Raw genomic sequence first — 25,618 nt, 5'->3', positions numbered from 1 at the left:
TATATGTTTGTTGGACTATGAATTGCAATCCAATTAACATATCATGTAAACAATAAAATTCTTAAACTACTCATCATGGCAACATTCAAAGTTCAAGACGGAACAGAAATTTATTACAAGGACTGGGGAACAGGACAACCGATCGTATTTCATCATGGTTGGCCTTTATCCAGCGACGATTGGGACGCGCAGTTGATGTACTTCCTCGAAAAAGGATACCGTGTGATCGCACACGATCGCCGGGGTCATGGTCGCTCGACACAGACGGCAATGGGAAATGAGATGGATACCTATGCGTCGGATATTGCACAATTGGTAGAAGCATTGGATTTAAAAGATGCCATCCATATTGGTCACTCAACAGGTGGTGGCGAGGTCGTTCGCTACATAACCAATCACGGTACTTCTCGGGTTTCAAAAGCTGTATTGATCAGTGCGGTTACCCCGACCATGGCTAAGAGTGCTACAAATCCCGATGGTGTACCAATGGAGGTTTTTGACGAAATAAGATTGAATACTGCAACACGCAGACAACAGTATTTTCAGGATTTTACCCTCGCTTTTTATGGCTATAACCGCGATGGAGCGAATGTACAGCAAGGCGTGATGGACAACTGGTGGCGGCAAGGGATGATGGGCGGCATTAAGGCACACTATGATTGTATCAAAGCGTTCTCTGAAACTGATTTTACAGAAGAACTTAAAAAAGTCGAGATCCCTGTCTTAGTATTGCATGGTGAAGATGATCAGATTGTACCCATTGATATAACGGGTAGAAGAGCGGCTAAGTTAGTCCAAAATGGTACTTTAATTACCTATCCCGGTTTTCCACATGGAATGCCTACTACAGAAGCGGAGACCATTAATAAGGATATTTTGGATTTTATCCAAAAATAAGATTCTGTTGATCTAAAAATAGTTTTTAAATAGTTGTATAAGCCATTTCCATGAACGGGAATGGCTTTTTTTGTTTTATTCCTTGGAGTAAGAAAACTTCTTGCCAATGCCCAGCTTTTTCATCTTGGATTGAAGCGTTGTGGCTGGAATACCGAGTATGGTCGCCGCCCCATTGGGGCCAGAAATACGGGCTTTACAGTTGTGCAATACCCAAAGAATATACTCTTTTTCAAAGTTTGCCAAGGTTTGTAAACGGAAATCCGGAACCTTGCTTTCTCCTACAAAATCACCGTCAGACAATAGTGCGATTTTTTTTATAGTTGAATCTTCCGTCAATAGAATCGAACGTGCAATAACATGTTCAAGTTCGCGAATATTGCCAGGCCAGGAATGTAAATGGAGGCGTTGCAAAACCTTTTTACTGATTTGCTTAGGTGGTTTTTCTCCGGCATGTTTTAGGAGGAAATGCTGGATTAAATGAGGAATATCTTCTCGTCGTTCACGAAGGGATGGGAGGGTAACTGGAAATGCGCTGATTCGGTAATATAGGTCGGCTCGAAAGTTGCCGGCCTTAACTTCGGTTTGTAAGTCCTTGTGTGTGGCACAGATTATACGGACATCGATAGGAATATTTTTATTTCCTCCCACGCGCTCAATTTCTTTTTCTTGTAACACACGGAGAAGTTTGGCCTGGAGTGTTAAAGGAAGATCTCCAATCTCGTCCAAAAAAAGTGTTCCGCCCTGAGCCTGTTCGAACTTGCCGATTTTACGTTTTACAGCACCACTGAAACTACCTTTTTCATATCCAAAAAGCTCACTTTCGATCAATGTGGGCGCAATAGCCGCACAGTTGACTTTTATTAGGGGACGGTCCGATCTGGTTGAAAAATGATGTACAATTTGGGTTGCTACTTCTTTGCCAGTTCCGCTTTCACCTTGAATAAGCAGGTTCATTTCTGAGCGCGCTACTGTTTTGAGCTGCGATTTTATGGCTTGTATCAGTTCACTCTCGCCAATCATTATTGGCTCTGCATGATTTTCTTTTCCATAACCCTGCTGATCCTGAGGATGCGAAATGAGCTGTGCTGAGCTGCCGGCAGGGTTCGTTAAGGATGCGTGTGTCGACTGTTGGTGCATCAGTATATTGCAGACACTGATACCGAATTGAGGGAGACAGTTTTTGATGCGATACTCAAGCTGCGTGTCAATAGATTCCATTTTCTTGTATCCTAAACTCACAATAGCCCAACATTGACCTTGGATATGAAAAGCTTTGGACACAATCGCTTTATTCCCTTCATGTATGCAGTTGATAAGATTAGTTGGAAAGGATTTATCTGCTCTTAAGATTTCGTCGGCGCGGTGCAGTATCGGCTCAGCTGCATCGATACATGCTGTGAAGAATCGATCTTTGCAGTTCCATAATTCTTTTTTGGTAGTTTTTTTCTGATATTTCGATTGGAAAAATACGCTATAATTAGTTTCAGGATCTTCAGTTATAAATAGTGAAAGCCAATTTTGTCCAAAAAAATCCTGTAAATCTTGTTGAATCAAATCAAAAGCAGCTAAAGTTTTGATTGGTGCCAATTTCTTACACAGAGCAAATTGTGCAAGTTGTTCGTTTTCGCGGTTTTTGAGGCGTTCATAAAGTGATTGTGGCTCAGATCCAGAGGTTTTATTCTGCATAAAGGTAATTTAGTATAGCTTAGGGATCAATAAAATAGTTGAGTTATCAATAAAAATCAGATCTGATACCATATTTTTTTAGTTTACTATATAGGCTCGATGGGCTGATCTGCAAGATTTCCGTGGCTCCGCCTGGACCAGAGATCTTTCCTTTGCAGGATTCCAGTACGTGTAGAATATGTTCCCGTTCAATTTCTTCGAGTGAACCCAATTTTTTAGACGGGAAATCGGACGTTTTGATTTCCGTTTGATTTGTGAACGCCATTTCGTGAATTATCGGGTCTTTTGTAAGAAGAACTGTTCTTTCAATGAGATGCTGCATCTCCCGGATATTTCCTAGCCAGGCGTATTTTTGCATTTTTTCCAAGGCGCTGGGTGCGAAGCCTACGATATTTTTTTTGAGCTTGGTATTATAAACTGTCAAAAAATGGTTTGCCAATACTTCAATATCGTCTACCCGTTCACGTAGCGGTGGAATTGCAATTGGGAAGATGTTGAGCCTATAATAAAGATCGAGCCTAAAATGACCCATGGCGACCTCCTGTTCAAGGTTACGATTGGTCGCGGCGATAATTCGTACATTAATCTTGACAGGCAGATCACCACCAACACGGTCAATCTCTTGTTCCTGGAGCACGCGGAGTAGTTTAGTCTGTGCTTCCAGTGGTAGTTCACCAATTTCATCCAGAAAGATTGTTCCTCCATCAGCTAGTTCAAATTTACCGATCCTTCTGTTTTGTGCTCCTGTAAATGCACCTTTTTCATGACCGAATAATTCAGATTCAATTAGCGTTATTGGGATGGCTGCACAATTGACCACAACAATAGGCTTTTGGCAGCGCAAGGATTGCTGATGTAAATATTGGGCGATCTTTTCCTTGCCTGTGCCGCTTTCTCCTAGTAAAAGGACAGAGGTATCTGTAGGTGCCACCATTGCTGCGAGTGACAGCACTTCTTTAATGGCTGAACTCGTACCGACGATTTGCATTTTGTCGGATTTATTTTGAGATGGCTGAGCTGAGGTGGTATCACCCTTTTTCTCTGCAGTGAACCGTTCATTGGCAATATCGAGCATAATAAAAAGATCCTTTTCCCGAAATGGTTTCGTTAAAAAACCATAAGGTCTTGTTTCTTTAACTGCTTCTAAGATACTTTGGCTGGTATTGGCTGATATAAATAGAAATGGAATACTTAGCTTGTTTAATTCTGAGGCCAAATCAATACCAGTTTCATTTCCTTTTAATATAATATCTAAAAGTACCCAATCTGGCCTTTTGGTTTCTATAATCGTTTTCGCCTGTGTGACGGAAGAAGCAATACCAATAACCTCGTAAGCGTTCTTTTTAAGTATCATCCTTAGGTCGTTGGCGACGATGAATTCATCTTCTACAATTAAGATCTTGTTTCCTTTGTGCATAATATTCGTCTTATATTTCACCTTCTTTTTGTGAAAATAGAATGGTAATAAATACTCCTTGTTTAGATATCAGGTTAAATTTGCCATCGAGCTGGGATGTAAGGCCCTGCATGAGGTTCATACCAAAAGAATCACTATCACCACTGCCGATGTCTTTCTTCATGCCCATTCCATTATCGGCAATGCTAAGTAGGAGATCGTAGGGTGTGGCTGTTATTTGTTTAAAACGAATGCAAATAGTACCCTCGTTTTGGGCGAAAGCATGTTTGATGGCATTATTGATTGCTTCATTCAGGATCAGCCCCACAGGAACAGCTTGTGATACGTCAAGCGTAACTTTATCAACCTCAATATCAAATTTAATTGATTTTTCAGATTGAAAACTGTCTTTGAGATGAGCTGTAAGTTCTTGAATATACCATTTCATATCTATGCGCGAGAGATTGTCGGTTTGATACAGTTTTTGATGGATCAATGACATCGCATGCATACGATTTTGGCTACTTTGTATGGCACTGATGGCGTCTTCATTTTCAAGATAAGCCGATTGGGTATTCAACAGGCTGATGATGATTTGCATGTTATTTTTGACCCGATGATGAATCTCTTTGAGAAGCCATTCTTTTTCGGCAATCAGTTGTTTCAGCTTCTCATTTTGGGCGTTTATTTCTTCCTGTTTAAGCTTTAACTTTTCATTGCTTCTTTTTTTTATGGTATTTTGGATATATAAAAAGCCTGCAAAGACGATAAGAATGATCAAGCTTCCTATAAAGACATTCCGGATTATAGCTTCACGTTCGAGCAGAGACTTTTGCAGCTGTCCTTTTTGTTTTAGAAGGACAATATCGTGGTCTTTCTTTTCGGTATCATAGTCCAATTGTAAGGCCGTCAGTTCTTTCGCCCGTTCGACACTGTTGATGGAGTCACTTAAGGTTTTATAGGCTGTAAAGTTTTTAAATGCGGATTTAAAATCACCTCGGGCCGAATCTGCCAAATAGTAAAGCTTACGCAGTTCCGATAGACGGAGTAAGCTGCTTTCTTTGGTCAATGATCGTTCTATTTCGGCAAGGTATGGATACATTTGTTTAATCTGACCATCTGCAAAAAGGTAACTTGAAATACCGACCATCATAATATGTCTTTCCTGCCCTGTTATGGTTCCTGTTTTATAATATCGCAGAAGTTCTTGATAGTAGGGAAGAGCTTTTTTCGTATTCTTTTCTCTGGTGTACAACATCGTGTATAGATAGGCATATCGGATCGCATACACGTCTGTTGCATAATCCTTGGTCACGTTATCGAGGAGCGCTAGCGCATCGGTTGTACGATTCAACCGTGATAATATTGTAGCAAGATTGAGTGTGACGGTATGTACAGCATAGCGATCACCTTTATCTTTAGCAATTTCAAATGCCTTTTGGTAGTTCTCTAAGGCTTCTTTGTTAGATTTGAGATCATAATAGATTAAACCGACGATATTATATACGGCGGCCATATCGTCCTTGGAGGTTTTTATATTATCATTCTCGACAATTGCTTTACCCTGTAAGGCATATTTTAGAGCTTCTTTGAGTCTGAGCTGCATGCGCAGGTTGCCCGCAATCATGACAAGCTCCTGACTGATGTTCAAATCGTGATTTTGTTTTTTTAACAATGCGGCTCTGTAAGCTTTTTGGATTGCTTCGGGATAGCTACCGTAATTTGATAGTGAGCTGGACTGCTCAATGAGTATTTTTGCTTCTAATAATTTGTCGCCCGCTAATTGGGCTTGTCGAATTGCCTTTTCAAAAAAGTCTGTTTTTTCTTCAAATTCCACATCTTTTATATCATTCGCCATGGATAGGTAAATCACTGCTGATGCTTTTGAAAGTTTATTGGTGTTGGCGAAACGTAAACTGGCTTCCTTTTGGCTTTTAGCCATTGAAGGTTTGCCCATTTCTTCTTGGATACGTGCATCCAGGAGCATATTGAGTGCTGCTTCGGTTTTACGGCTCAACGAAAGATGTAGCTTCTGTGATCTATTATTGAGCCATTGGGCGCTGTCGAGGTCATTTTTCGATTCCCCTGGTTTTTCCAGATAGTATTTAGCCGCTTCATAAAGCATACGTGCTTTTTGGCCAACATCCTTTTCATTAGATATACTGTCTAAGACACGATGAGGATAGTTGTTGTCCTGGCCTAATACAGTATTGATGAAGAGGATATAAAAAATAAATAATAGATAGATTCTCATCAAGATGTCTTACATGATAAAATAGAGCAAGCTATCGTTCTATGGTAGCTTGCTCTAATTTGCTATATACTGATTCTTATTTATTCGTCTTTATCCTTTGAAAGGGCATAACAGATCAGCATTGCTACGCCTGCAAATATAATGGAAGTTAATCCAAGTTGTTTACCAAAATAAGCCCCAGCTAAACATCCGATGAAAAAACCAAATAAGGTGATCAGCTGTTTTCCAAAGTTGATATTGGTTTCCGGATTTTTAAACTTGTTGGCTATAAGTACACAAAGATCCAATGATGCCTGGGTTACATTTCCGGTCATCATTGTTGTAGGCCCATGAGTTGCTTTTACAAATAGCTTTCCAAATGCATTTTGCATGCCCAGCGCGAAAACAATAAGTAAGACGAGCCCGTACATGACTGTTTTAGACTCCGCGACGGGTAGAATATAGGCCAATAGACCTGCAATTACGAGTAGAAGAGCTTCGACAAAGAGCACGGTATTTTTTTTGTGCGAACGTGAGGAGAGCCATCCACCCACCATGACTGATGCTACGAACACAGGGAAAGTTGCTAATTTTATCCAGGCCATGATATCTCCCCCATTGATCAACTGATATGCGAAGACGATAAAGTTACCCGTCACATGTGCCGAGAATATTTTATCTGCAGCGACAAAAGTGACTGTGTCGCAGTAGCCTCCAACAAGTGTGAGAACAAGGGTTGTAATATGGGTGTTTTTTAGATTTTCCATGATTTTTATTTTAAATGAGCGCGTAACATCCAGGCCATTTTTTCGTGAGTTTCCATAAGTCCGGTCACGTAGTCGCTGGTACCAAGATCTTTTAGATCCGAGGCAAGGTGATCGATGTTTTCGCGCAATGAGATAATAATGCTTTCGTGGTCCATTAAGAGCTCTTTGATATAGCTTTTACTGTCGTTGGTGGACCTGTTTTCTTCCGTTAATTGGGTCAGCTGCAAAAATTGTTTTAAACTGGCAACGGCATAGTGTCCAAGACTTCGGATACGCTCTGCAAGGCTGTCAATTAGCTCGTCAAGTTCATTGTATTGTGCCTCAAAGAAGAGATGTTTATTATAAAAATCGGCACCTTCAACGTTCCAATGCGCATTTCTGGTTTTGGTATAAAGTACATATTCGTCTGCTAATACTTTGGATAGAATCCGGGTTGATTCAGCGAGATGGTTTCCTTGAATGCCAATATGTGTTTCCATGAGTTTAAAGTGTTTTAAGAAAATGATAAATATAATGATCGATTGAATAGGACCCCGGGCCTGTTAATAAGAGAAGCAGCAAACATAGGGTGTACATAAATGGAATATCGCGTACTTCGTTTGAATCGCGACGGTGAACGACGAAATATCCGACTGCTGTAACACCAATTGTTGGTAAGATCGCCAATCTTCCAAGCAAGCCCAGTGCAATAAAAAAAGGGACAATGGTGTCTGCAAACTGGGCTACTGCCGCATTTAGTTTTTCGGGTAGCTGCAAGGGATTGGGGATATGTTCGGCTTCAGCCTGTGGGCCTTTCTGTATTTTTTTTAGACCATGGACGGTTAACAATTCCCAAGCCAGCAACAGTCGAAAGATCAATATAGCGACATTGTTGACAGGATTGCCCAAGTCTGTGTAAAAGAGTTTTTGAAGTATTTCCATCTTTCCAGTGTCTTAAAATGCAAAACATGAACAGCCTAGGGCTCCCCAGAATGCGGTGTAATTGTTTATCGCGATGTTACTCATTCGGGCTTGATTGTGATCGTGTGCATGTACCTGACAGCTTCCGCTACACAGATGGACGGAATTTACAATGCTACTTTGAGCTGTTGACGTAGTTGTACTGCTTTTTTGAGCTATTTTCGAAACACTATAATAACCACCGTAGCTTTTTGTGGGTGACCAATCAGGTAGGATAGGGATCGGTGGTGGAGAGAAGGAACTGAAATCACCTTCTGCATAGACAATTTTACCCGCTACGACAGTAAGTTCGGATTCAATCTCTTTTATAGCTTCATCTTCTACTGTAAAATAGTCCTTGTTGAGTACGGTTAAATCAGCTAGCATTCCTACGGCAATGTCTCCCTTTTTTTGTTGTTCTTGTGAAAACCAGGCGCTGCCTTTGGTGTAGAGCTGTAGAGCTGTCATACGGTCAAGCTTGCTATCTTGGTATATCTGGAGTCCACCAACGGTTTTGCCTGATGTGAGCCAGTACATGGACACCCAGGGATTGTAGCTGCTTACGCGTGTAGCATCGGAACCACCACCTACAGGAATATCCATGGATAACATTTTCTTGACTGGCGGTGTTTGTTCAGCTGCGGTAATGCCGTATCGATCTGCAAAATATTCTCCCTGATAGGCCATACGGCTCTGAATGGCAATACCGCCTCCCAATGCTTTTGTGCGTTCGATATTACGCTCGTCGATGGTTTCGGCATGGTCAAAAATCCAGGCCAGTCCATCAAATGGAATATCGCGGTTGACTTTCTCAAATACATCCAAAAAGCGGCTGATACTTTCGTTGTAGGTGGCATGAAGTCTGAAAGGCCATCGGTTGCTTACCAATAAGCGGACTACCTTTTCCAGCTCGGCTTCCATGTTTTCGCCGAGATCGGGCCTTGGTTGGAGAAAATCCTCAAAATCTGCTGCCGAAAAAACAAGCATTTCACCAGCACCGTTGTGGCGATACATATCGTCTCCTTGACGGAGCGGCACGCTGTCTATCCATTGTTGAAAATCTTCGTACTCATGCTTTGGATTTTGTGTGAAGAGGTTGTAGGCGATGCGAACCGTAAGCTGGTCTTCACGATGTAAGTCACTGATGACTTTGTAGTCATCGGGATAGTTCTGAAAGCCTCCACCAGCATCGATGACGCTGGTAATCCCAAAGCGATTCAATTCCTTCATGAAATGGCGGGTCGAATTGATCTGTTCTTCGTAAGGTAATGTAGGACCTTTGGCCAATGTTGAATATAAGATCATGGCATTGGGCGATGCGATCAACAATCCTGTAGGATTACCATGGCTGTCGTGTTCTATGGTTCCTCCTGGAGGGGCAGGTGTGTCTTTGTTATAACCTACGGCGCGCAGTGCAGCAGCGTTTAGCAGTGCGCGGTCATAGAGATGAAGGATAAAAACGGGGGTATCAGGTGCTATGGCATTGATTTCAGCTAAAGTTGGCATGCGGCGTTCTGCAAATTGAAATTCGGACCAGCCACCAACGACACGAACCCACTGCGGATGTGGAGTGCGGTCTACTTGCTCTTTGAGCATACGTAGCGCATCGGCCAAGGAAGGTACACCGTCCCAGCGTAATTCTAAATTGTAATTGAGTCCACCACGGATCAGGTGGATATGCGAGTCGTTGATGCCCGGTACCACACGTTTTCCCTTAAGATCGATCAATTTGGTACGTTGCTCAGCGAATTTAAGGACATCTTTGTCTGTACCGACTGCTATGAATTTACCATCTTGGATCGCAACAGCTGTAATCGCTGTCTGTGCTCTGTCAAAATGGGTGACTTTCGCGTTATATAGAATAAGATCTGCTTTCATAATCTAGTTTATTTAATTGTTCAAGGAAGAAATCGCGTTTTTGATGCCTCCGCCAGCTGTTTCAAAGAAAGCTGGTCCGGCTAATAACGTGATCTTGTTCAATACAGGTTGCTGATCCAAGTTTTTTTCAGCCAACCACTTTTGTGTTCTGAAGGCATCTATACAGCCGATAACGACATTCTCTGCAACCAGAGCAGTCGGTGAATCCACACCTGCATCTTTGAGATCACTCGCAAAACTAAAATCTTTGACACCTAATCTAAGCGCTTCCCGCATGGCAACATGGGCAACATCTTTCATGAGTGCTGGATTAAAATCTTCGCGTTTGCCCAGTCCGATCAATAATAGTTTTTTGCTAGCTAGTGTGCCTTGTTGTCCAGGAGTTAATAGGATGGTTTCAAGGGACTGTCCTTTAAATTTTCCTGATTTACGAATTTCAGTTAGCGTGCCATGTAAGGCTTCATCCAAATGGACAAGCCCATTCAATGCGGCAGGTAAAGCGGGTGGAGAAATAAAGATATCACCTTCGGTATATTCAAATACGCAGGCTACTTGAAGATCACTAATTGCTGCTGATGGCCCTTGTACCAAACCCTCGATAGCCAATCCATCAACCTTGCCCCAAATTGTACTTGTGCCTATTGCCGTGGTTTTATTCGCAGCTGCAGTGGTTGTTTGTGCATAGGAATGAATAGGCGTGACTGCTAGGGCACCAAAAAAGGCTATCATTGCCCATTGAAATCTTTTCTTTTGAAAGAATCTATTTGTTGTTTTCATGTTTTTAGAATTTAAAGGCTATTCTACTATTGAAGAAAATTCCATTTTTTGGCGTGCTAATGATGTCTTCAATAAAAGCCCCGGTTTTGAAATATTGAATACCTGTTACCAGCGAAAGTTGCTTACTGGCTGTGTAGGTGAAATTGGCTAGATAAGCCGTTCCGATATAGCGTTTACGTGAAGCAGATCCGGACAGGTTAAAAGTTCCACTTGGTCTGTAAAGACCGTCTTGTAAGGTATGTCGCCAGTTAAAAACTACGTCAACCTGCATTTTGAGTTTGGAAAGTAGGTCGAGTGTGGCATAAGGGTGGATGTCAATCAAGTTGACAGGTCCGACTTGTGGACTAAAACCGAAATATCCACCTTTTGGATAAATGGGATTGAACGTTTGCAGATTGCCATCGCCTGCTTTTTTGTCGCCCGAAATATAGTCATTACGTAGATTGATGGATGGTTTGAGTGCTGTATTTTCGAAAAGATAACCCACATCGACCGATGCTGTCCATGCAGCAATTTTACCTTGTCCGAAGGTTCCAAATTGATAAGCACCTTCGAGGTTGTAGATAAATCCACCGCCGTATTTCCATATCCGGCCTCCGAGGGTATGGCGTTTTTCCTGTGCTATACCTTCCTGAAAAATCGAACGGTCGCGATAGATGCCGATGTAATATAAGTCGAGATTGGCCTGTTGAGGAATAATAAATTTACCATAAACTCCCCATAAGTTTACCTGTTTTGAAGGTGTGTTGTCGAATATTCCTGGTCTAATGGTATCTGCCATCATGGCAAATGCTTCAATATTCACCTTGTTGCTGTTGTATGCTAGTTTTGCTCCGGTAAAATATCTTCGGGCATTGGGCCCCTCGCCAACGGAAATCAGACGACCTGATCCGTAATCTAATTCTTGCCTGCCAAAACGAATCAATATCGACTTGTCATTTTGCGTGAACAGTGTTCCGTCAATAAACAGATTTTGTACGTTCAATTGATCCTCATCGATCTGTCGTGAACCATTTTTGCGGCCATGCTGTAACGCTGAGCGAAGTTGGGCAAAGAGGCGGAGACGCTTACCGAAATGGACATCAGCGTGAAGGCTATAACGTTGCAATAAGAAGTTGTTGTGTCCTAGTTTTAGGCGTCCCCAGTCCTCATTGTTAAAATCGACGTACTCTAACCGTACCTCGCCGCCCGTAGACAACCATAGCTTGCTATCTGACGACAGCTTGACGTATTTGAACCGTTGGTACCCATCACGTGTACTATCCGCTAGATAGCTATAGTCTTCATCAAAACGCATTAACTTATAGGTCTGCGCTTTCGAAAAATAAGGCAATAGGTTCAGAATAAGTAGTATAAAAACTACCTGAAGGGTGTTGTTGCGAATGGTCTGTTGGTGCTGCACGAGGTAAGGATTTGAATGAGATATTTTGTTTGAATTAGGCGTGTTTTACCATATTGTGTGCATAATGGATTCCCAGACCATAGGCGCCACCATGTTTTTTCATGAGGTCTGTTACAGCAACATAGGTCTCTTGACGCGCCCAGTCACGTTGTAATTCCAGAAGGTATTGTACTGAAGTGATTGGCTTGACACCCATGTGGATCATACGTTGCATCGCACGCTCATGTGCTTCCTGACTTACATCACCACAGGCATCGGCAATGACATAGACTTCGTAGCCTTCAGCTAATGCAGATAAGGCTGGCCCAACGATACAGACGCCTGTCCATAGTCCCGCGAGTACCAATTTTTTCTTATCGGTATTCGTGATGGCAAGGTAAGCTGCTTCATCTTCCCAGGTGTTCATACTGGTGCGGTCGATGTAATCTGTGCTAGCTTGTGGATAATACGTTTCAATCTCAGGGAATACAGGGCCTGAAAAGCTTTCTTCGGCAACCGTGGTAACAATTGTCGGTACCTGAAAGATTTTGGAAGCGCCGCAGATTACAGCTACATTGTTGCGGAGCTCTTCCATGGTAATGCTTTTTGTGGCAAATGCCATTTGGCCTTCGAAGTCGATCAATACCAATGCATGGTTGCTTGGCGACAATAGTTCTAATGATGGTTTCATAAATATGTATTTTATTGTTGTTTGATAATTGTTGAGATTCAAATCTTTTACCTTTTTTCTTATTGTTTTGATTTTTAGTTTTCTACGTTATTTTGTTGGCTTTTAAAATTGACGATATATCGTCAATTTGTTTTTCGTATTAAAATAATCTGGTAAGTCAATAATCTATTCACCGCTCTGAAGTTGCTATTATCCTTTAGAGATGACCAAAGCATTTGTTGTATACCCAAATTTAGGCGGGTTAATTTTGCTGTTCATTGAACTAGTTCAAGAAAAAAGGGGAAAGAAAAAATGTACTAAACAATGGATATTGCGGAATCCCTTCGCGGTCATTTAATGTATTACTGGATTCTGAAAAATGGGCACTTAGGTTTTTTAATTTAATAGATTAACTTTTAGGTGTCTGAAGGATTTTTTTATGATTTATGTTATCTAAAAGATAAATTTTAATTATTTAATGGTATGCTAAACCTGTTTAGGTACTGATATTGTTGATATTAATTAAATATTTGTTAACATTAGGGTAAATTATAAACCAAGTGAAAGCATCAACTTTGATGCAAAATTCTAAACCAGAGTAAAAATGCAAAAAACATTACTAATCAGTATGGCATTGGGTATCTCATACCCCACGTGGGCTAATGTATGTCGTAATCATGTCGGATCTATTAAAGAGATGCAAGATGTTGCAAATCAATCGATCGTTCAAGGGGTGGTGAAAGACAAAAACGGAACAGTTATCCCGGGAGTTACAGTCGCCAACCTTTCCACTCAAAAAACGACCTCAACAAATGCAGCGGGTCAGTTCAGTATTGAAGCAAATGTGGGGAGCAAACTGAAACTGACACTTGTTGGTTACAGTGAAAAGATTATTAGCGTCACTGGTGGTCAGCTTGATGTTGTGATGGAATCCAAGGATACCGAATTGGATGAAGTCGTCGTTGTTGGCTACGGTACACAAAAGAAAGTTAATCTGACGGGTGCTGTCGATCAGGTGGGCGCAGAAGCTTTTGAGGGAAGGGTATTGGGCAATGCAAGTCAGATGCTCCAAGGGGTTATTCCTAACTTGAATGTGACCCCAGCCGATGGTAAACCCAATCGCGCACCAAGTTTCAATATTCGTGGGACTACATCCATCGGGCAGGGTGGTAGCGCCCTTGTATTGATTGATGGGGTGGAGGGCGATCTTTCGGCCATCAATCCAAATGATATTGAAACTGTAACGACGCTCAAAGATGCAGCTTCATCTGCGATTTATGGCTCCCGCGGTACCTTCGGGGTCGTCTTGGTCACAACCAAACGTGCCAAGTCCGGAAAAACTTCGGTCAACTACTCTGGAAGTGGTTCCTTCCAAAAACCTGTAGCGTTGCCCAAATTTGTGACAGATGGTTATGAATATGCTTCGCATTTCTTTACGGCCTATAATGCGTGGAATAATTATTCTTCCATTCCGAGCAAGCTTAATAAGACCCAAATTTTTACGACTGATTGGTTAGAAGAATTTAAAAGAAGAAAGGAGCAGGGGATTACTGAACAGGTTACGGTGGATGATAAGGGTAACTATGTTTATTATGGTAATGAAGATTATTATGGTATGTTGATTAAGGATAATACTTTCGTCCAAGATCACAACCTTTCGATAAGTGGTAATTCAGAAAAAATGGATTACTATATTTCTGGACGTGCTTACGATTACAATGGCCTGTACCGCTACAACAGCGATAAATATAAGACCTATAATACACGTGCAAAAGCGGGTCTTCAGGTGACCGACTGGTTGCGGATAAGCAATAATATCGATTTTAATTACGCTAAATATAGAGATCCATCGACAGCAGGCGAAGGTGGAAATATCTGGCGTAATATTGCTGATGAAGGACATCCCTCATCACCAATCTTCAATCCCGACGGATCAATGAGCTTTTCAGCGGCTTACACTGTAGGGGATTTTATTTATGGTAAGAATGGTACGAATACGGCTAATCAAGATCTCCGCAATACAACTTCTTTCGAGACTAAGTTTTTCAACAATACGTTTCGCGTTAAAGGGGATCTGACCTTTAGAAATCGCGATTTTAATTCAGTAAGAGTCCGTGTGCCTGTTCCATATAGCACACAAGAGGGGAAAATGCTGCGTTTGGAAACGAGTATGAACGACAATATTTATCAAGTAGACCAACGTTACCGTTACTTGTTTGGAAATCTGTACAGTGAATATGAACGTACAATAGGTGATCATTATTTTAAGGCTTTGCTCGGATATAATTATGAGCAACGTACTTATAATTCAACCTACATTACCAAAACAGGTCTACTCAATGATGATGTCGAAAATATCAACTTGGCAGTAGGGCAGAATACGACTGCAACAGCAGGATATAACAAATACCGTAATGTAGGGGTATTCATGCGAGCCAATTATATTTTCAAGGACCGTTACCTTTTTGAATTCAATGGCCGATACGATGGTTCGTCGAAATTTCCGACAAACCAACGATGGGGGCTATTTCCTTCGGCATCCGTCGGCTGGCGTATTTCTGAGGAACCATTCTTTCAGGTGGACAAAAGAGCGCTTTCTGATCTGAAACTAAGAGCTTCGTATGGTTCATTGGGGAATGGTAATGTCGATCCATATTCTTATTTAGATATTTACGAGATCAAGATTATGGATCGCGTATTAAACGGACAGAAACCGGCCTATACTTCTGTACCTAAAGTGATCCCGGATAACTTAACTTGGGAAACAGCACGCACGGCAAACTTAGGTCTTGATCTATCGTCATTAAATGGTAAACTGACTTTTACGGGCGATATCTATCAACGTAAGACCTTAAATATGTATACGTTGGGTGTTGCTTTGCCGGATATCTTTGGTGCTGAGTCCCCGAAAGGAAATTATGCGGACATGACCACAAAAGGTTTTGAAGTGAGCTTGACGTATAAGGATAGATTTGACCTGAACGGTAGTCCTTTTAATTGGTCAGTACGCGGTACTTTAGCGGATTATAGATCCAATATAGACCGTTATGAAAATAAAGAAGGTTTAATTAAAGACGGTTCCTATTACGAAGGACAACGTATCGGAGAAATTTGGGGATACGTAACGCAGGGTTTATTTCAGAATCAGGCGGAGATTGATGGTGCTGCAAAACAAAAATTGATTAAATCATCCAACAATGGTACAATATACCCAGGTGATGTGCGTTTTGCTGATCTGAATGGTGATGGTGTAATCGACTATGGAAACAATACGATTTATAGCCATGGTGACAGAACTGTAATCGGTAATGCTGATCCACGATATATCTATAGTTTTAACCTCAATCTGGATTGGCAAGGTATTTACTTCTCCTCTTTCTTCCAAGGCGTGGGTAAGCAGAATTGGTACCCGAGCAATGAATCTATTTTTTGGGGACAATACAATAGACCTTACAACAATTTACCGGAATGGCACCTCAATAATTATTGGACCGAAGACAATCCAAACGGGTACTTCCCGCGCTATGCCGGCTATAATGAATCTATCAAAACAACGCCACAGACAAGGTACCTGCAAAATGTTGCCTATATACGGATGAAAAATATACAGATTGGTTATAGTTTCCCTAAGTCTGTAACCAACAGCTTAAAAATCAGTAGTCTTCGAGCTGGGCTCTCGGGCGAAAATTTATGGACTTGGTCGCCGCTTTACAAAAAGACGAAGGATCTCGATGTGGGTAATTTAGGCAAATCTGATCCAGAGATCGGAACAGGTTCTGGCGACGGATTTAACTATCCGATCATGAAGAGTATTAGTTTTAACTTATCTATTGGCTTATAGTTTTTATCATCATGAAAAAATTATTTTATATACCTATTGTTGCGCTTTTATTTAGTTCTTGTGAATTAAACGAACTGCCGAAGGCGGGTGCTACCGAAGAAGATATCTTTGGTAGTGAAAGTGGATTAAAAAATTACAGCAACTCATTCTATCGGAATATCACCTCTGGTAGTGACGCTTATAAGGGGGATGCCATGGCTGACTATTCGGCCGTAAATAGTCTGAATGATTTTATGGTCGGCGGCGCTTACAGTGCTGAGATCAGTTCAGGCTGGTCCTGGACTACTTTGCGTAATATCAACCAATTGATAGCTAAATGTAATAGTCCCAAATTGAGCGATGCCATCAAAAATAACTATATCGGCTTAGCTCGCTTTTTCAGAGCTTGGTTCTATTATGAGAAAGTGGTTCGTTTTGGCGATGTGCCTTGGGTAGATCATCCCTTGGCTGTTGATGAAACGGATATCCTGAAAGCTCCACGCGATTCGCGTGAAGTGGTCATGAAGCATATCATGGAAGACCTGGACTTTGCTTACGCCAATATCACCAATACAGGTGGCGACGGTAGTACGATTAATAAATGGACAGCCCTTGGTTTGAAGACTCGAATTGCACTGTTTGAAGGAACATTTCGCAAATATCAGAAGCTTAATTTGGCTACACAGCCGGAAGTCTTTTTCCAGATGGCAGTCGACGCTGGCAAGATTTTAATGGAAAATGGTCCTTATGGACTTAATATCTCTGCAGATCCTAAAACTTCACAGCGACAGTTGTTTACGAGTAATACGCCAGTGACAAAAGAGGTTATGTTGGCCGTAACTTTCAGTAAAGACCTTGCACTTTTGAACGATGCCAACTGGTGGTGGACATCAGCGACTTACGGTCCGCGTTTGAGCTTGGTAAGGCCTTTTATTAATAGTTTTTTGAATGTTGACGGTACTCCTTATACAGAGAGAGCCAACTTCCAGACTGAGGAGTTCTATGAGGAATGTCAAAATCGTGACCTGCGCTTGGCGCAGTTGATCCGCACGCCGGGATACTCGCGTAATGGACAGGCCGCGCCACCCAATTTTGCGAGTTTTACCTATACGGGGTATCAACCGATCAAGTATACCCTAGATGATCCCTATTATGACAATGGCGGCTACAATACCAATGCGGTTCCTTTAATGCGTTATGCAGAAATATTATTAAACTATGCTGAAGCGAAACAGGAACTGGGTACATTCACCGATGTAGATTGGTCTAAAACCATTGGAGCATTACGCGCGAGAGCAGGTATTACCAGCGGAACGAATACATTGCCGACCAAAGTGGATACCTACTTAAAAAATACGTTCTTTCCCGAAGTCAATAGTCCCGTGCTTTTAGAAATACGTCGTGAAAGACAAGTGGAATTAGCCCTGGAAGGTTTCCGGTTCAATGATTTGAAGCGATGGAAACTTGGGCCGCTTATGGCAAACTTACCTTGGACGGGAATTTATATCCCTGCTTTGGATAAGTTGATTGATATCGACCACAATGGAACTCCAGATGTCGTGTTCTATGATGGAAGCAAATCTGCTCCTTCGATAACTGTTCCTGCAGGAGTAGCCAAGGTAGCTATAGGGGGTAAAAGTACCAATTTCCAGACAATGACTTCGGACAATCACCTGGAATGGTTTAAAGCTGTGAAACGGACTTGGGATGATAGTAACAAGCAATATCTTTACCCAATTCCGTCTGCAGCGATTGTGCTGAACGCAAATTTGGTACAAAATCCAGGTTGGAGTAAATAATAGTTTAACCTATTAGTCCCCATCAAAATGGCCCCTTGCATTGCGAGGAGTCCTTTTGATGGGGACTTTAAATTATATATACACTAGATCCAGGTAATTTTAGTTAAGTTTAGGTGAAGCAAAATCCGTATAGATGAATTTAGACATTAATTTACCCACCTATTCCGAAGAGTTGGGGCTACAGGCTTCTTGGGAACCTGGATTCGAAATTGCAGTTGATGTTATTGCCAACGAAATTGTAATTCGAGCCAACAAACAGGGGCTTATTTCATTGGCCAAGCAACTTTTGATACTCGCGCAAGATGAGGTGCCAAAAGGTGCCCATTTCCATTTGGACGATACGAATTCCCTTGAAATGAACGCTGTTCCGCTGATTTTAGAAAAACGATAAGGATTATGAAAATACATCGCCTCTTTAGAAGCAGTCTACTTTTTTTATTTTTAAACTGCATGACGCTGATGGCTGTTGGGCAGGAAATTTTGTATGTATTTCCAGATTCCGTAGAGAAAATATTGGAACAACACTTAAGTGAGTACAGGCTAAATAGTAAAAAAGAAAGGGTTTATCTGGACCTGGTTAGAGAGGGTGAATTTTATCGGTTAACGGTCGGAACCTATTTTGTTGATCGCGATGATGATTTGACCCGTTGGATTAAAGCTAGTAATCGCGTGGGTTTAGTTCATGTAAAGAAATATCCTCTGTTGATTGATGTGGATTTTGATTTTGGCACAGCGGAGGTTAACGATTTGGGGACTTTTGGAAAACGAGAAGGACTGGTCAAACGTATACGGGGCCTGATGCATGGCTTTAGCGTGAAATTTACTAAATATGGGGCGATTTTGAAAGAATAGGATAACAGACCATGAATACCAATCTCCTCCTATAAAAGTCGATGGAAATAGACTTTTATAGGAGGAGAATAGCAAAAACATGGGTGATTCTTTGTTTTGTGTTAGCGTCTTTCTTGGTAAACGCCAATCTCGTTCACGACCGCATGACCTTTTTCGGGCTTGATGCTAAAACGTAATTTTTGCCCCAAAACTTCATCAAATCGGAAAATCTTGATGCGTCCCTGTTGTACCGCTGTAACCGCTATAGGATGCCATTTTCCATCTTTCAGATAAGACAAGTTATAATGCGAGGGATTGTCTTTTCCTTCGGTAATAACAACACTATTGAAAGGTTTACTACGTTCAAAATCCAATTCATACCATACTTCACCTTTGACTGCCGGATTGGAAACCCAGGCGCTGCCAAAGTTATCGTCATTGGCGAAATCCATAATATTCATGTCATCGCTCCAGCTACTGTGTGAAGGTACTAGTTTGGCTATATTGTGGTCGACAATAGGGGCTTGGTAATTTGGCAATGAGCGGTAGTTGGGTTTGTTATTGTATAATGTACCAATTGTCTTCAATGCATCGAGTGCATTTTGATCCATCAAACCATCACTATTTGGAGCTACGTTGAGCATAAAGTTGCAGTACGCGTTGTTGTAAGGAATTACAAATTTCTCGACCAATTCATTGACATTTTTAACTGGGGTATTCGGAAATGATGTTTTCCAGAACCAGTTTTGTTGTAAGGGAAGACAGGCCATCGCCGGAAGTTTGTTGTGCTCCTTAGAAATAAATTGACCCGCACCTTGTTCATAGGATTTAATATCGGTGTAAAACAACGCATCACCTGGGTATTTTGCTGAATTGAGATCCATCAACAAACATTTCGGTTGAAGTGATTTGACAAGATAATAGATGTCGTCGAAAGGAACATCATCGTACGAAATACGCGACCAGGGGGCATCCCATCCGTCAATGACCAAGGCGTCGATTTCGCCATATTGAGTCAGCAATTCTGTCAGCTGATCTTTGATCAATTGGATGTGTGCTTTGGTAATGGTATGTGGACGTATGCCTTGATGCATATCCAAAATGGAATAATACAGCATAACACGCAAACCATTTTTGCGGAAAGCATCCGTAAATTCTTTAACAACATCACGATGTAAAGGCGTATTCATCACATTATAATCTGTTGTTTTGGTATTCCAGATCGGAAAGCCACTGTGATGTTTGGTGGTTAGGCAACCATAGGTCATGTTGGCCGATTTGGCCGCCTTCGCCCATTGATCTGCATTGAGCTTTGGCGATTTGAACAGTTCAAGTGCGGCATTGGGATCTGACCAGTCTTGTTCCATAAACGTCGGCATGCCATAATGGATAAACATACCGAATCCAAGGTTGACAAAGTCGAGCTGGCTCTGCTCGAGTACCTTCTTTGAAAAACCAGATTGTGCAAATAGCGTGTTGCCCAGTAAAAGAAAAGATAGGCAGTAAAGTAGAGCATGTGAAATTTTGGACATAATTTACGAAGTTGTTATGCTGTAAAGGTAGGCCATGTTTGTGTTATTTAAGCCTAATGGAAACCTAACGAAAGCCTAATAAAAGCCTAATAGTTGTCTTGGTTCGACAAATTGATGCTATTTTTAAACCATGCAGAGTACAGGTAAAAATTTATATCCTTGGGCATTTGGATCAAGCTTCTTGATCTTGACCGTTTTGATCGGTTTTCTAATTTTCAATACCTATAAGCTTGAAGATAAGAATTATCAGATCGGACAGCTCAATCAGATCCAGAATGCTTATGGCGCTGTTATTATGGATGATAAGATATTCCCCGGTGGGGATGCCATCTTCCAGACAACATTAGTGCCCTGTTTGCCGACATGGTATGAAAAAAAAATCACGAAGTCCGCAGATGCAGACCAATACGGTAAACATTGTATGAATCGCTTTCTTGATGAGATGCGGAGTCGGCAGTCATTGGATAGTATCTTTCGTCAGATTGTACATCAACAAGGGCTCGATACGACACTTGTTTACCTGTTCCATTTCGATAAATTGGAAATATATAATGCAAAAGATCGTGCTTGGACGACTTTCTATGAGTTAGCAAGTAATGATCGTGTAGGTTTAATTAGTGGTACACTCAACCGCGGAACTCATAATAATAGGGTATTTGAACTGTCTGTCAGTGATAAGAACCCGATTCCTTACCGTTTTACGTATAGCCTGTATGTTGATGATGAAAATAGGAACTGGCGTATCGTCCAAGATATGGCACCTGTGTTTTTACTCTCTTTAGCTTGTATCGTCGTGATTGTATTCTTGAGTTATCGAACCTATAGCAATTGGATCAACCAACGTAAACTTGCAGACCTAAAAACAAGTTTTCTAAATCATATGCGGCATGAATTTAATACACCACTGACGACGATTTTGATCAGTGCACATAGTCTGATCGACAGTGAAGCGGGTAAGGAAGACGTAGAGGTGGTACAACTGGGACGTATTGTGGAAAGGCAAGCTAATCGACTTAAAGCCTATTTTCAACAGGTAATGGGAGCCGTTGCGTTACAGGAGCAACAGGCTAAAATCGTATCCGTTTCTATTGATCTGCTGACACAGCAAATACTGAATGAGCTTCATTTGCGCTACCAAGGAGAAATTGAAATTCAATATGAACCTTTAGCCGCAGATGTGGAGATGAACCTTGATGAAGATTATTATTATTCAATTTTAGATAATCTGGTATCCAATGCGATAAAATTTAACGACAATAGTAAAAAGACGATTCTGTTTGCTTGGGAGCGGCGGGATCATTATTACAGTCTCAAAATAGTGGATAACGGCGTTGGGATTGCCGCTGCAGATCAGGGAGCGATATTTACGGCATTTTATAGAGGGAAACTGTCCGGCAACAAACCTGGACTGGGACTGGGACTCTATTACGTCAAATCTTATGTGGACAGGCTGGGTTGGACAATCCATATAGCAGAAGATAAGTCTGGTTCCGGTACGATTTTTTATATTTACATGGGCAATGGGGGATTCAATGGTAAAAGACAAGATTGACATTCTTTTGATCGAAGACGAACCCGATTTGGGGGAGGTTTTTTCGCGTTATTTACGTTATAAGGGCTTTATTGTAGTTTGGGAAAGTACAGCGCAAGGAGGCTGGGCCACTTTTCAGGCCCATGCTGTCAAATTACTCATTATTGATGTGCAGTTGCCCGATGGCAACGGTTTTGATCTTGCGCAAAGAATGATACAATTAAATCCAGGGCAACCTATTTTCTTTTTAACAGCACTTCATGAACGTACATCGCGGCTTAGAGGACTTAGTCTAGGTGCTGTTGATTACATTGCTAAACCTTTTGACATGGACGAAATATTGCTCAAGATCCGCAATTTATTGACCGTAGCAAATGCGCCCGAGGTGCAGACCAATTCGGAAATCGAATTCACTATCGGTTGTCTGTTGCTGAACATGGAACGCCATAGTCTGCGAGATGGAGTGGGGGGGACACAAAAGCTCACGGTTCGTGAAGCTGAATTGCTGCGACATCTGATCCTCCATAAAAATCTATTGGTCAATAAAAAAGATCTGCTGATGCAGTTTTGGGGTAATACGGATTTTTTTAACGGCAAAAGCCTAGAGGTTTTTATCTCCCGACTTCGTAAATTGTTGCAGATGGATCGCAAACTTCATATCGAAAGTATCTACGGGGCGGGTTATATTTTACACGAAAATGAAGGTGTTTAATGGCTTGATCTATTAAAATAAATACGATGTTATACGAAAATATTCTTAAAAATGTGTCCAAGTGTATTACTTTGACAGATGATGAAACCCAAGCGTTCACCAGCTTATTAACAACGAAGAAGGTTCCTAAAAAAACAAAACTACTTGAGGAGGGGGACGTTTGTCAGTTTGAAGGGTATCTTCAAAAAGGCTGCGTCCGGATTTATTATCTGGATGAAAATGGTTTTGAAGTAACGCTGGCATTTGCTGTCGAAGATTGGTGGATTAGTGATATTGCTTCATTTCATTACCATACACCATCCAGTTTATACATGGAAACATTAGAAGATAGTGAATTCTTGATGTTAACACCAGAGACGAAGGAGAGATTATTAGAGACTGTTCCAAAGTTTGAGCGAGTTTTTCGTATGTTGGTGCAACGTCGGCTTGCTGTTCTGCAAAATAGGCTGATTCATACGATGGCCAAACCAGCCGCCGATCGCTATCTCGAATTTATTGAACTATATCCGACGATTTCCCAAAGGGTACCGCAATATTATATTGCGTCGTACCTAGGTGTCTCACCCGAATTTGTCAGTATTATACGTAAGCGGCTTGCTGCAAAGAAATAGTAAGCAGTTCGAACGGCTCCATGTTGAAATATGTAGGTGATGACATGGGCCGTTCGATTTGGAAAAAGAATAATATGGCTTTTTAAAAAGTGGGTGGATTTCTGTATGGCGTTTTGTGAGATTTGATTTGAGCTGCGTGGCAAATGTATTTTGAGCTTTTGGACAACTAGACTTTGTAAAAGGTATAAGATATTTGTTACCTTTAGACGGGGACTAATTTTTGATTATTGGTATTCACCGTTGCATAGCTGTTTAAAATAAATCGTATTGAGCATGGAAGAGAGAGATTTTGGGAATGCCTTTTTGTATTCCTGTTATGTCGAGAAAGCATTTGGGCATGAACAGTTTATTTCCGAACATGTGGTCTTTTTCCAGATGTCCGGCGAAACGCACCTGGATCATCAAAAAGGAAAATTGGTGGCAACAGAGGGGCAAATTGTGGTTGCCCGTAGAAATCAATTGGCCAAAGCTTTTAAATATCCCGCAGAAAATAATGTCTATAAATCTGTTTCCGTCTTGTTGCAAGCGGATCGGCTGAAGCAATATGCGATGGATCATCACCTCAGTTCGGAAAAAAAATATCAGGGTGAGTCCAATGTTGTGTTGGAAAGTAACCTGTTTATAAGAAGTTATTTCGAGTCATTGGCGCCCTATGCCGAAGCGATCGACCGTGTAAGTCCGCAGATGGAAAATATCAAGATCTATGAATTGATTACCTTGTTGTTGGAGAGCTACCCGCTGCTGAAAGACCTACTGTTTGACTTTTCGGAACCGCACAAAATCGATCTTGAGCAGTTTATGGTCAAGAATTATCGGTACAATGTACCTTTAGAAAACTTTGCCAAGTTGACGGGAAGGAGTTTAGCGAGTTTTAAACGCGATTTTGAGAAAATATTCCAAACATCGCCCCGAAAATGGCTGCAGGAAAGACGCCTTTCTGAGGCCTATTATCTAATTGAGAATAAGCGTCAAAAGCCCTCTGATTTTTATCTTGATCTGGGCTTTGAAAACCTTTCTCATTTTTATGCCTCTTTCAAGGAGAAGTTTGGGATAACGCCAGCGACCATCAATTCGGTCGCTTAAAATTATTTCCGCCACCAATAACTGGCTGTTAAAGGGGGTTGATCCAGGTCGATGACCTGACCGATCAGGGGAGTGAGTAAGGGCTGTTGTTGTTGTGTTGCTTCCTTGGAAATACGTTCTAAAGGTTCATTCCAGGCATGATTGGCCAATACAAACTTGGATGAATGAACGGGGAAAAGCAAGGAAGCTTTGAGATCGTGTGCTGCTTGGATAACCTCCTCCGGCATCATGTGTATGTGTTTCCAACTGAGGTCATATTGGCCATTTTCCAATATAGCGAGATCAAAAGGACCCAATTGATTGCCAATTTCTTTGAAGTGGCTGTCATAGCCGCTATCCCCTCCTAAATAGAGTTTCATTGAAGGTGTCTGGAGAACGTAGGAGGCCCATAAGGTATTGGCCGTAAAGATGCTGCGACCCGAAAAATGTCTTGCCGGGGTGACCGTTACCTCGAAACCACCACCCAAGTTTACCTGATCCCACCAGTCTTTTTCGATGATCTGTTCAGGACGATATCCCCAATATTCAAGATGGGAACCGACACCAAGACCAACAATGACTTTTCCGACCCGAGGTTGAAGTGCTTTGAGCGTCTTGTAGTCCATATGATCGTAGTGGTCATGTGATATAAATAAAAAGTCAATCGGCGGTAATGCCGCTACGGTAGTGACATCGGCTCCTTTAAAGGCTTTTACACTGCCTGGAATTGGGGAAGCACTGCCGCTAAGGACTGGATCGACGAGTATGTTCTTACCGTCGAGACGAAGAAAATAGGAAGAATGACCAAACCAAACGAGCCCATGAGACTGACTTAACAACTTCTCCCAATCGACGGGCATTGTTGGTATATTGTGCCTGGGACTTGTTTCGTTCGATCGCTTAAAAAAGTAATCGTATAGGGCCACGGTCCAGGGTTGTGTAAGCTGTGGTGTAGGGCTGCTATTCTGAAATTTACCATCCCGATATTGCTTGGATAACTGTATACGTTGAAATCTTTTGCCCGAGGGTCTTTTGCCAAATAGTGGATGCATCATATATAGTCCGATGAAAGCGATGAGAACAGTTAGTCCTAAGA

Annotated in this window: 21 protein-coding genes; 9 read left to right on the top strand and 12 right to left on the bottom strand. The window is 41.6% G+C overall.

Annotated features, from left to right (window positions below; translation table 11 throughout):
* Positions 1 to 75: 75 nt before the first annotated feature.
* A complete protein-coding gene (locus tag B3600_RS11045) occupies positions 76 to 897 on the top strand; it encodes an alpha/beta fold hydrolase (protein WP_286752984.1) in 822 nt (273 codons plus the stop codon).
* Between the two features lie 75 nt (positions 898 to 972).
* On the opposite strand, the gene B3600_RS11040 is transcribed toward B3600_RS11045, so the two are convergent.
* The 10 genes from B3600_RS11040 to B3600_RS10995 form a co-directional block, all read right to left on the bottom strand.
* Complete coding sequence (locus B3600_RS11040; RefSeq protein ID WP_286752983.1) at positions 973 to 2,583, bottom strand: sigma-54 interaction domain-containing protein; 1,611 nt, start codon at positions 2,581 to 2,583, stop codon at positions 973 to 975.
* A 46-nt stretch (positions 2,584 to 2,629) separates the two neighbouring features.
* A complete protein-coding gene (locus B3600_RS11035) occupies positions 2,630 to 4,000 on the bottom strand; it encodes a sigma-54-dependent transcriptional regulator (RefSeq protein ID WP_286752982.1) in 1,371 nt (456 codons plus the stop codon).
* Between the two features lie 10 nt (positions 4,001 to 4,010).
* Complete coding sequence (locus B3600_RS11030) at positions 4,011 to 6,233, bottom strand: histidine kinase dimerization/phosphoacceptor domain -containing protein (protein WP_286752981.1); 2,223 nt, start codon at positions 6,231 to 6,233, stop codon at positions 4,011 to 4,013.
* 80 nt (positions 6,234 to 6,313) lie between these two features.
* On the bottom strand, positions 6,314 to 6,979 hold the full coding sequence (locus B3600_RS11025; protein WP_286752980.1) for a YoaK family protein: 666 nt from the start codon (positions 6,977 to 6,979) through the stop codon (positions 6,314 to 6,316).
* Positions 6,980 to 6,984: 5 nt separating this feature from the next.
* Positions 6,985 to 7,458 (bottom strand): Dps family protein, encoded by a 474-nt coding sequence (locus tag B3600_RS11020; RefSeq protein ID WP_286752979.1) that lies wholly within the window; start codon positions 7,456 to 7,458, stop codon positions 6,985 to 6,987.
* A 4-nt stretch (positions 7,459 to 7,462) separates the two neighbouring features.
* A complete protein-coding gene (locus tag B3600_RS11015; protein ID WP_286752978.1) occupies positions 7,463 to 7,900 on the bottom strand; it encodes a DoxX family protein in 438 nt (145 codons plus the stop codon).
* A gap of 12 nt (positions 7,901 to 7,912) precedes the next feature.
* Positions 7,913 to 9,796: an amidohydrolase gene (locus B3600_RS11010; protein ID WP_286752977.1), complete on the bottom strand. Its 1,884-nt coding sequence runs from the start codon at positions 9,794 to 9,796 to the stop codon at positions 7,913 to 7,915.
* A 12-nt stretch (positions 9,797 to 9,808) separates the two neighbouring features.
* Positions 9,809 to 10,573: a M17 family peptidase N-terminal domain-containing protein gene (locus tag B3600_RS11005; protein ID WP_286752976.1), complete on the bottom strand. Its 765-nt coding sequence runs from the start codon at positions 10,571 to 10,573 to the stop codon at positions 9,809 to 9,811.
* 4 nt (positions 10,574 to 10,577) lie between these two features.
* Positions 10,578 to 11,975 carry an alginate export family protein gene (locus B3600_RS11000; protein ID WP_286752975.1) on the bottom strand — a complete coding sequence of 466 codons (1,398 nt, stop codon included), beginning with the start codon at positions 11,973 to 11,975 and terminating at the stop codon, positions 10,578 to 10,580.
* A 34-nt stretch (positions 11,976 to 12,009) separates the two neighbouring features.
* Positions 12,010 to 12,645: a hydrolase gene (locus B3600_RS10995; protein ID WP_286752974.1), complete on the bottom strand. Its 636-nt coding sequence runs from the start codon at positions 12,643 to 12,645 to the stop codon at positions 12,010 to 12,012.
* Between the two features lie 583 nt (positions 12,646 to 13,228).
* On the opposite strand from B3600_RS10995, the gene B3600_RS10990 reads away from it, so the two are divergent.
* The 4 genes from B3600_RS10990 to B3600_RS10975 all read left to right on the top strand — a co-directional run bounded on the left by B3600_RS10990 (position 13,229) and on the right by B3600_RS10975 (position 19,095).
* A complete protein-coding gene (locus tag B3600_RS10990; protein WP_286752973.1) occupies positions 13,229 to 16,465 on the top strand; it encodes a SusC/RagA family TonB-linked outer membrane protein in 3,237 nt (1,078 codons plus the stop codon).
* A gap of 11 nt (positions 16,466 to 16,476) precedes the next feature.
* Positions 16,477 to 18,243 (top strand): RagB/SusD family nutrient uptake outer membrane protein, encoded by a 1,767-nt coding sequence (locus tag B3600_RS10985; protein WP_286752972.1) that lies wholly within the window; start codon positions 16,477 to 16,479, stop codon positions 18,241 to 18,243.
* Between the two features lie 133 nt (positions 18,244 to 18,376).
* Positions 18,377 to 18,634, top strand: coding sequence for an Imm32 family immunity protein (locus B3600_RS10980; protein WP_286752971.1), 258 nt, complete (start codon positions 18,377 to 18,379; stop codon positions 18,632 to 18,634).
* A 5-nt stretch (positions 18,635 to 18,639) separates the two neighbouring features.
* Positions 18,640 to 19,095, top strand: a complete 456-nt coding sequence (locus tag B3600_RS10975) for a hypothetical protein (RefSeq protein ID WP_286752970.1) — start codon at positions 18,640 to 18,642, stop codon at positions 19,093 to 19,095.
* Between the two features lie 101 nt (positions 19,096 to 19,196).
* Here B3600_RS10975 and B3600_RS10970 read toward each other — a convergent pair whose 3' ends face one another.
* Positions 19,197 to 20,606 carry an alpha-L-fucosidase gene (locus tag B3600_RS10970; RefSeq protein ID WP_286752969.1) on the bottom strand — a complete coding sequence of 470 codons (1,410 nt, stop codon included), beginning with the start codon at positions 20,604 to 20,606 and terminating at the stop codon, positions 19,197 to 19,199.
* Positions 20,607 to 20,736: 130 nt separating this feature from the next.
* On the opposite strand from B3600_RS10970, the gene B3600_RS10965 reads away from it, so the two are divergent.
* From B3600_RS10965 to B3600_RS10950, 4 genes are all read left to right on the top strand, one after another.
* Complete coding sequence (locus tag B3600_RS10965; RefSeq protein ID WP_286752968.1) at positions 20,737 to 22,158, top strand: sensor histidine kinase; 1,422 nt, start codon at positions 20,737 to 20,739, stop codon at positions 22,156 to 22,158.
* Positions 22,139 to 22,849, top strand: coding sequence for a response regulator transcription factor (locus B3600_RS10960; protein WP_286752967.1), 711 nt, complete (start codon positions 22,139 to 22,141; stop codon positions 22,847 to 22,849). Before B3600_RS10965 ends, B3600_RS10960 begins: the two co-directional genes overlap by 20 nt.
* Positions 22,850 to 22,875: 26 nt before the next feature.
* Positions 22,876 to 23,460 (top strand): Crp/Fnr family transcriptional regulator, encoded by a 585-nt coding sequence (locus tag B3600_RS10955; RefSeq protein ID WP_286752966.1) that lies wholly within the window; start codon positions 22,876 to 22,878, stop codon positions 23,458 to 23,460.
* A 273-nt stretch (positions 23,461 to 23,733) separates the two neighbouring features.
* Positions 23,734 to 24,543 carry a helix-turn-helix domain-containing protein gene (locus B3600_RS10950; RefSeq protein WP_286752965.1) on the top strand — a complete coding sequence of 270 codons (810 nt, stop codon included), beginning with the start codon at positions 23,734 to 23,736 and terminating at the stop codon, positions 24,541 to 24,543.
* Positions 24,544 to 24,545: 2 nt separating this feature from the next.
* Here B3600_RS10950 and B3600_RS10945 read toward each other — a convergent pair whose 3' ends face one another.
* Positions 24,546 to 25,577 carry an MBL fold metallo-hydrolase gene (locus B3600_RS10945; RefSeq protein WP_286752964.1) on the bottom strand — a complete coding sequence of 344 codons (1,032 nt, stop codon included), beginning with the start codon at positions 25,575 to 25,577 and terminating at the stop codon, positions 24,546 to 24,548.
* Positions 25,578 to 25,618: the final 41 nt, after the last annotated feature.

Origin of the sequence: Sphingobacterium sp. UBA2480 (assembly GCF_002341965.1) — a bacterium.
Classification (GTDB): Bacteria; Bacteroidota; Bacteroidia; order Sphingobacteriales; family Sphingobacteriaceae; genus Sphingobacterium; species Sphingobacterium multivorum.
The sequence above is the reverse complement of the archived record's forward strand: the minus strand, read 5'-3'. Positions and strand labels throughout refer to the sequence as shown.

Excerpts from the sequence above, each read along its gene's own strand:
- B3600_RS11045 (WP_286752984.1), top strand. The coding sequence starts at position 76 with ATGGCAACATTCAAAGTTCAAGACGGAACAGAAATTTATTACAAGGAC.
- B3600_RS11040 (WP_286752983.1), bottom strand. The coding sequence starts at position 2,583 with ATGCAGAATAAAACCTCTGGATCTGAGCCACAATCACTTTATGAACGC.
- B3600_RS11035 (WP_286752982.1), bottom strand. The coding sequence starts at position 4,000 with ATGCACAAAGGAAACAAGATCTTAATTGTAGAAGATGAATTCATCGTC.
- B3600_RS11030 (WP_286752981.1), bottom strand. The coding sequence starts at position 6,233 with ATGAGAATCTATCTATTATTTATTTTTTATATCCTCTTCATCAATACT.
- B3600_RS11025 (WP_286752980.1), bottom strand. The coding sequence starts at position 6,979 with ATGGAAAATCTAAAAAACACCCATATTACAACCCTTGTTCTCACACTT.
- B3600_RS11020 (WP_286752979.1), bottom strand. The coding sequence starts at position 7,458 with ATGGAAACACATATTGGCATTCAAGGAAACCATCTCGCTGAATCAACC.
- B3600_RS11015 (WP_286752978.1), bottom strand. The coding sequence starts at position 7,900 with ATGGAAATACTTCAAAAACTCTTTTACACAGACTTGGGCAATCCTGTC.
- B3600_RS11010 (WP_286752977.1), bottom strand. The coding sequence starts at position 9,796 with ATGAAAGCAGATCTTATTCTATATAACGCGAAAGTCACCCATTTTGAC.
- B3600_RS11005 (WP_286752976.1), bottom strand. The coding sequence starts at position 10,573 with ATGAAAACAACAAATAGATTCTTTCAAAAGAAAAGATTTCAATGGGCA.
- B3600_RS10995 (WP_286752974.1), bottom strand. The coding sequence starts at position 12,645 with ATGAAACCATCATTAGAACTATTGTCGCCAAGCAACCATGCATTGGTA.
- B3600_RS10990 (WP_286752973.1), top strand. The coding sequence starts at position 13,229 with ATGCAAAAAACATTACTAATCAGTATGGCATTGGGTATCTCATACCCC.
- B3600_RS10985 (WP_286752972.1), top strand. The coding sequence starts at position 16,477 with ATGAAAAAATTATTTTATATACCTATTGTTGCGCTTTTATTTAGTTCT.
- B3600_RS10980 (WP_286752971.1), top strand. The coding sequence starts at position 18,377 with ATGAATTTAGACATTAATTTACCCACCTATTCCGAAGAGTTGGGGCTA.
- B3600_RS10975 (WP_286752970.1), top strand. The coding sequence starts at position 18,640 with ATGAAAATACATCGCCTCTTTAGAAGCAGTCTACTTTTTTTATTTTTA.
- B3600_RS10970 (WP_286752969.1), bottom strand. The coding sequence starts at position 20,606 with ATGTCCAAAATTTCACATGCTCTACTTTACTGCCTATCTTTTCTTTTA.
- B3600_RS10965 (WP_286752968.1), top strand. The coding sequence starts at position 20,737 with ATGCAGAGTACAGGTAAAAATTTATATCCTTGGGCATTTGGATCAAGC.
- B3600_RS10960 (WP_286752967.1), top strand. The coding sequence starts at position 22,139 with ATGGTAAAAGACAAGATTGACATTCTTTTGATCGAAGACGAACCCGAT.
- B3600_RS10955 (WP_286752966.1), top strand. The coding sequence starts at position 22,876 with ATGTTATACGAAAATATTCTTAAAAATGTGTCCAAGTGTATTACTTTG.
- B3600_RS10950 (WP_286752965.1), top strand. The coding sequence starts at position 23,734 with ATGGAAGAGAGAGATTTTGGGAATGCCTTTTTGTATTCCTGTTATGTC.
- B3600_RS10945 (WP_286752964.1), bottom strand. The coding sequence starts at position 25,577 with ATGATGCATCCACTATTTGGCAAAAGACCCTCGGGCAAAAGATTTCAA.